Origin of the sequence: Mesorhizobium sp. M4A.F.Ca.ET.020.02.1.1 (assembly GCF_004022645.1) — a bacterium.
Classification (GTDB): Bacteria; Pseudomonadota; Alphaproteobacteria; order Rhizobiales; family Rhizobiaceae; genus Mesorhizobium.
Genome location: NZ_RZOI01000303.1, coordinates 1 through 6,737, shown reverse-complemented (window position 1 = coordinate 6,737; position 6,737 = coordinate 1). Strand labels below are relative to the sequence as shown.

Genomic DNA, 6,737 nt, shown 5'->3' with positions numbered 1-6,737 from the left:
TCATGATGGCGCTGAGGTCTGGTGCGCCCGAGCCTGGCTCCAGCGGCCGGTTGGCAAGTTTCGGGTCGAGCGGCTGGTCGATGTCGACGCTTGGGGCGTCGACCTCAGGCGCCGAACCGGCGAGCGGCGGCGTATCCGCCTGCTTCTTGCCCCTGAAGGCGCGCGCCAGTCCGCCGAACATCGACTTCTTGCCGGCCTTCTCGCCCTTTTCGGCGATCGTGTCCGAACCGAGCGCCGCCATGGCGGCGGCCGCCGCCGCTTCAGCCGGCGAACGTGGCGCCGGCTCGTCGCGCGCAACCGGTTCGTTGCGCAGGATGGCGGCGGCACGGGTGTCGAGATCGGCGATGTCCGCGGCCAGCGGCAGCGGCTGGTCGATATCCATCGACGGCGCATCCTGCACCGCTATCTTGGAGCCGCGGCTCCCGCGCTTACTCGCCGGCTGCGGGTCGATGAGTTCGCTGACGGCTTCCACAGGCTCGCTGGTCTCCAGCGAACCCAGCCGGTCGACGATCTTGAGCAGCGTGTCGTGGATGGCCTCGAAGGTGCGCGAATTGCGTTCGTCGGAACGGCGCGTCAGGGCTTCGAGCGTCTTCAGGTCCTGCGCAAGGCCGCTGACCGCCGCTGTATTGGCGCTCGTATCGGCCATCGAACGCACCGCGCTCTCGGCCGCCTCGCGCGCCGCGCTGAGGATGGTATCGCGTGTTCCGGCCAGCGACTTCTCGATCTCGTTGAGGCGCGGGCTGATGTCCTCGAATTCCGGCAGCGGCGTGCCGGGCCTGGTGAGATGCGCCGAAAGCCCGGCGACCTGCGCCTCCAGGCTGCGGATCAGCGCCGGGTCGATGCCGGCGACCTGAGCGGCCGATGTTTCAAGCCGGCTTGATATGTCTTCCAGCCGGCTTTCCAGGCCACGGATCGCCGCTTCGTTGGCGGGATCGGGGACCCGCGTCTCCAGGCGCTTGGCGAGCGCGGTGAAGCGGGCGTCGATGGCATCCATGATGCCGGCGCTGTCGGCCTGCGGCATGTGCTGGTCGAGCCTGTCGGCAACCTCGTCCAGCCGCCGCTCGAGATCGCGAAACAGCATGTTGCCCTGTTCGATCGCATCACCCTGCCGGCGTTCCATCATCCCCGACAGCGCGTCGAAGCGCTGTTCAAGTCCCTGGAAAATATAATCGGCATCGGGCATGGCTGGCGCGTGGTCGATTTTGTCGGCGATCAGCGCGATTTGCCTGCCGAGCCGTTCCATGGCCTGCTCCGGCAGGTTGGCGCGGCCGGCCAGCTCGTCGACGCGGCTCGACAGAAGGTTGAGCCGGTCCATAACCTCTCGACCGGGCTGGGCCTGGGTCACTTCCTCGATCTGCTGCGCCAGCGAGGCGATCCGCTTCTCGATGCGCTCGAAGGGTTCCGGGTCGAAGGCATTGGCCTGCGCGGCAACGGTCGAGGCGACGATGGCGCGGGAGATCTCGTCCAGCCGCTCGTCGATCATGCCGAACGTGTCGCTGCCTCGATTGCTCTGCTGGCTGGCGAACTGGTCGACGGCGCCGGCAAGCGTGCGCACCTTTTCCTCCAGTGAGCGCAGCGACAGCGATTCCGGCAGGTTGTTTACGGCATTGCTGATCTGCTCGAGCCGGTCGGTCAACGCCGAAAGGCCTGGATTGTCGGAGCGCTTGCGCTGGTCGGCGTCGACACGGTCCTCGAAGGCGCTCCAGCGGCGGTCGAAGTCGTCCCATCGGCGATCGACCGCCCGCACGCTTTCCTCGCGCGCCAGCGTGTCCAGCGCGCCCTTGACCTGCTCCATCTCGAGCCTGAGCAGGTTGACGCTCCTGTCGTCGCTCTTCTCAGCCAGCGTCTGGATGGCGCCGGACAGCCGCTCGAATTCGAGGCCGAGCTCGGCGCTGCCCTTGTCCGCCTGGCCATTCGCCTGGAAGGCGCGCTCGATGTCGTTGCGCAGCGCGTCGAACTCGCGCTTGAGGCCGGCGGTCATCTGATGGCGCAATTCCTCGCGCAGGCCGCGCAGCTCGCCGGCGATCTTGCCGACCACGGCGACGCTGTCCTCCTGGCCGCGCACGCGGTCGATGTCGCGGGCGATCGCCTGATAGTTCTGCTCGAACGCGGGCGCGGCCGGCGCCGGCGTCTTTGGTCGCGGCGTCGGCTGCGGATCCTCGTACCAGCGCGGCGGCTGGCTGTAAGGCTGGGCGCTGGCGTAGCGCGGTTCCGGCTGGCGGCGAGGGTCGAGGCGCTCGGCCGTGTCCTCGCGCGTCCGCTCCAGCCGCTGCTCCAGCGTTTCCAGGGAGCGGTTCAACTGCTCGAGCGTGGTGTGCGGCCTGCGCTGCCTGCCGGCATTGAGTGTATCGAGATAGGACCGCTTGCTGTTCATCGATGCGCCCGTGTTCAGAATTGCCGGCTCGTGACCGGATTCCCCAAAGTCTCGCCGGGACGAAGGCGACCGTGCGGTTCTGCCGCGGCGGAGGGCTAGCCTCCCGGGCGTTTCGCCCGCGCTTCGAAAACCGTGAAAAATTCGCTACAGGATAAACACGGGTGACCGACATGCGCACATTTCACCCAACGTGGTAAACAACGCGTTAACCAAGCTTAAGAACTTGCGCATGATCCTTTCCACTGCGGTCGCCGCCGCAAAAATCGTTCTGGGCTTCCGGCTCGTGCGCCAACGGGTGCGGCATAACGTTTCTTAGCCTAGAACACCCTTGCGTCATGAGCCGGCACTCGGTATAGAATTGACGTAAACGTAAGAGGTGTGCAGATCCCCCTTTTGCGATTTTTCGTTGAAACCACGACTGGAAGCACGCCCCCGCTTCCACTCAGGCGACGCAAGGTCCGGGACCGCGGCGCCACCAGACGGGGAAAGCCAGTGACCATGAAGCTTGTTTCGGCCGGCGAAGCCGCGGCCAACACCAATGACATATCGACTGAAACCGGCGAGGAACTTGTCCGCATCGGCGAAATGGCCAAGAAATATGGCGTGACGCTGCGCACGCTACGTTTCTATGAGGACAAGGGCCTGCTCAACCCGAAGCGCGACGGTTCGACCCGTCTCTACACACGCCGCGACAAGGCCCGGCTGAAGCTGATCCTGCTGGGCCGCAAGGTCGGGTTCTCGCTGCGCGACGTCAAGCAGATGATGGATCTCTACGATCCGACCGGCTCCAACACCAAGCAGCTGCGACTGGCGCTCGACAAGTCCGAGAAGCAGCTCGCTCGCCTGCAGAAGCAGCGGGCGCTGATCGACGACGCCATCAACGAGTTGAGCGCCTCGATGACGGCGGTGCGCCAGATGCTTGCCCAACGCGCCGCGCCGCCACAGGCCAGCGCAGCCGGCTGATCCTGTGCGCCGGCTTCCGGCGGAAAGTCTCGGACGAGGAGCCGCGCGGCCTGTGCCGGGCGGCTCTTTTCTTTTGGCGGCCATGCGTCAGCTCACCGAAAATTTTGCGTCTGCGACAAGATTGACGTTTACGCAAACGTCAATTTTTGCTAGGGGCGTCGACATTGGCTCAGCCTCCGATCTGCGCTTTGATCGAGAACTTGCTGGCAGGGCCAGACCGCAAGGGTGGAGGAAGGCATGACGATCTACAGGGCGCCGATCCAGGACACGCTGTTCGTGCTCAACGACGTGTTGGGCTATCAGCGCTATTCCAATCTTCCCGGCTTCTCCGACGCGACGCCCGAGGTCCTCGAGGCGATCCTCGCCGAGGGCGCCAAGCTCGCTGAGAACATCATGCATCCGCTCAACCGTGTCGGCGACATGGAAGGCTGCGTGCGCCATGATGACGGCTCGGTGACGACGCCCAAGGGCTTCAAGGAGGCTTTCGACCAGTATCGCGAGGGCGGTTGGATGGGGCTCGCCGCGCCTGCCGAGTTCGGCGGCCAGGGCCTGCCCTACACGGTCCACACGGCGGTTTCCGAATATATGGTCTCGGCCAACATGTCGCTGATGATGTATCCGGGCCTGACGCAAGGCGCGATCGCCGCCATCATCACCCACGGCACCGACGAGCAGAAGGCGACCTGGCTGCCAAAGCTGGTCGAGGGCGCATGGACCGGCACCATGAACCTCACCGAGCCGCATTGCGGCACGGATCTTGGCCTGCTGCGCACCAAGGCCGTGTCGAACGGCAATGGCACCTACAAGATTTCCGGTCAGAAGATATTCATCTCCGCCGGCGAGCACGACATGGCGGACAACATCGTCCACCTGGTGCTGGCCCGCATCGAGGGTGCGCCGGAAGGCGTCAAGGGCATCTCGCTGTTCATTGTGCCGAAGCTCAAGCTCGACGCCTCGGGCAAGCCAGGTGAAAGAAACGCCGTCTCTTGCGGCTCGATCGAGGAGAAGATGGGCATCCACGGCAATTCGACCTGCGTCATGAATTATGACGAGGCCGAAGGCACGCTGCTCGGCGAGGCCAATGGCGGCCTGAAGGCAATGTTCACGATGATGAACGAGGCCCGCCTCGGCGTCGGCCTGCAGGGGCTGTCGCTGTCGGAGATCGCCTACCAGAACGCCGTCTCCTACGCCAAGGACCGCTTGCAGGGCCGGTCGCTGTCGGGTGCCAAGGCGCCGGACAAGAAGGCCGATCCAATCATCGTCCATCCCGACATCCGCCGCTCGCTGATGACCATGAAGGCGTATAACGAGGCCGGCCGCGCGCTGGCGCTGTGGACCGCGATCAAGTCGGACGTCGCGCACCGCGCCGGTGACGACAACGATCGCCGGGCGGCCGACGACTACACCGGCCTGCTGACGCCCGTGGTCAAGGGCGTGCTCACCGACAAGGGCTTCGACCACGCGGTGATGGCGCAGCAGGTGTTCGGCGGCCATGGCTATATCGAAGAGCACGGCATGAGCCAGTTCGTGCGCGATGCCCGCATCGCCATGATCTATGAGGGCGCCAACGGCATCCAGGCGCTCGACCTGGTCGGCCGCAAGCTGGCGCAGAACGGTGGCCGCGGCGTACAGGCTTTCTTCAAGGAGGTCGGCGAGTTCTGCGAGGAGAACCGTGCCGACGAGAAGTTGGCGCCCTTCACCAAGGCGCTGAAGAAGGGCCTCAACGACCTGCAGGCGGCGACCATGTGGCTGCTGCAGAACGCCATGGCCAAGCCCGACAATGCGGGCGCCGCCTCGACCGACTACATGCACCTCTTCGGCCTGGTGGCGTTGGGCTACATGTGGGCGCAGATGGCGAAGGCCGCCGGCGCGAAGCTCGCCGATGGCGCCAACGGCTCCTCGGCCTTCTATGACAACAAGCTGGTGACGGCGCGCTTCTTCATGGAGCGGATCATGCCGGAGACGGCGACGCGGCTTGCCCGCATTTCCAGTGGCGCGGACGCGCTAATGGCGCTGTCGGCGGAAGCGTTCTAGAAATGCTCGGCGTCCCCCTCCCCCTTGAGGGGAGGGTGGCCCGAAGGGTCGGGAGGGGTCGCCCGCGACGAGCTCGACGCCAATTCTGACAGATGCGCACTGGGAGGAGGACTATCGCAATGCCGCGGACGCGGGTGAGTTTCGAAATGCGGCAGAAGGCACGCTCGCTTCGTCTCCATGCGACGAAGGCGGAGTCTTTGCTATGGTACGAATTGCGGGAGCTGATGGCTGACAGTTTGAAGTTCAGGCGGCAATCGCCGATCGGCCCGTACATTGTCGATTTCGTCTGCCCGTCGGTCAAACTCATTGTGGAGGTCGACGGCGACCTGCATGAAACCGAGGCTGGCAAGCGTCATGATTTGAACCGCGACGCTTATTTGCAGTCGCTTGGCTACGTCGTGCTTAGGATTGACGAGCCGGATGTTATCAATAGCGCCTGGCATGTTGCGCAGTTTGTCAAAGGTGAGGCTGAGCGTGTCGCCGGCGACCCCTCCCGACCGCTTCGCGGCCACCTTCCCCTCAAGGGGGAGGGGGACGCCAGCGCCACGGAGGAAATGGCATGACAAATCCAGCCGAAATTCTTGGCTTGCCAAAACCCGCCTGGGCGGCGGACGAGGTCGCAATGCTCTACGACATGGCGTCGCGCTTCATGTCTGAAGAGATCGCGCCGCGCTATGACGAGTTCGAGAAGAACGAGATGGTCGACCGCGAGAGCTGGCTGAAGGCAGGCGCGGCCGGCCTGCTCTGCGCCTCGATGCCGGAGGAATATGGCGGCTCGGGCGGCACCTTCGCGCATGAGAGCGCCATCATCGAGGCGATCGGCCATGTCGGCGTCGACGGCTTCGGCATCGGTCTGCACAATTCGATCGTCGCCCCCTACATCCTCCATTACGGCTCCGAGGAGCAGAAGAAGAAGTGGCTGCCCAAGCTCGCGACCGGCGAGCTGATCGGCGCCATCGCCATGACCGAGCCCGGCGCCGGCTCCGACCTGCAAGGCGTCAAGACGCGCGCCGAGAAGGACGGCAACCACTACAAGATCAGCGGCTCCAAGACCTTCATCACCAATGGCCAGCTCGCCAACCTGATCATCGTCGTCACCAAGACCGACCCGGAAAAGGGCGCCAAGGGCACTTCGCTGATCGTCGTCGAGACCGACGAGGTCGAAGGTTTTCAGCGCGGCCGCAACCTCGACAAGATCGGCCTGAAGGCCAACGATACCTCCGAACTGTTTTTCAACGACGTGCGCGTGCCGACCTCGAACCTGCTCGGCCATGAGGAAGGCAAGGGCTTCGTCCAGCTGATGCAGCAACTGCCGCAGGAGCGGCTGCAGATCGGTACCGGCGCGATCGCCATGATCGAGCGCGCG

Annotated in this window: 4 protein-coding genes and 1 pseudogene; 4 read left to right on the top strand and 1 reads right to left on the bottom strand. The window is 64.8% G+C overall.

All coding sequences use genetic code 11. The features are described from left to right. Positions 1-2,374, bottom strand: a pseudogene (locus tag EN742_RS19045) (peptidoglycan-binding protein); the annotation flags it as partial. Positions 2,375-2,872: 498 nt separating this feature from the next. Here EN742_RS19045 and EN742_RS19040 point away from each other — a divergent pair. From EN742_RS19040 to EN742_RS19025, 4 genes are all read left to right on the top strand, one after another. Then, positions 2,873-3,337 carry a MerR family DNA-binding transcriptional regulator gene (locus tag EN742_RS19040; RefSeq protein ID WP_126056613.1) on the top strand — a complete coding sequence of 155 codons (465 nt, stop codon included), beginning with the start codon at positions 2,873-2,875 and terminating at the stop codon, positions 3,335-3,337. Positions 3,338-3,574: 237 nt separating this feature from the next. Beyond that, complete coding sequence (locus EN742_RS19035; protein WP_127406530.1) at positions 3,575-5,371, top strand: acyl-CoA dehydrogenase; 1,797 nt, start codon at positions 3,575-3,577, stop codon at positions 5,369-5,371. A gap of 146 nt (positions 5,372-5,517) precedes the next feature. Then, entirely contained in the window at positions 5,518-5,934 is a 417-nt protein-coding gene (locus EN742_RS19030; RefSeq protein WP_245482402.1) for an endonuclease domain-containing protein, read from the top strand. Further along, on the top strand, positions 5,931-6,737 hold an 807-nt coding region (locus tag EN742_RS19025), incomplete at its 3' end, for an acyl-CoA dehydrogenase family protein (RefSeq protein ID WP_128333149.1). The genes EN742_RS19030 and EN742_RS19025, both read left to right, overlap by 4 nt.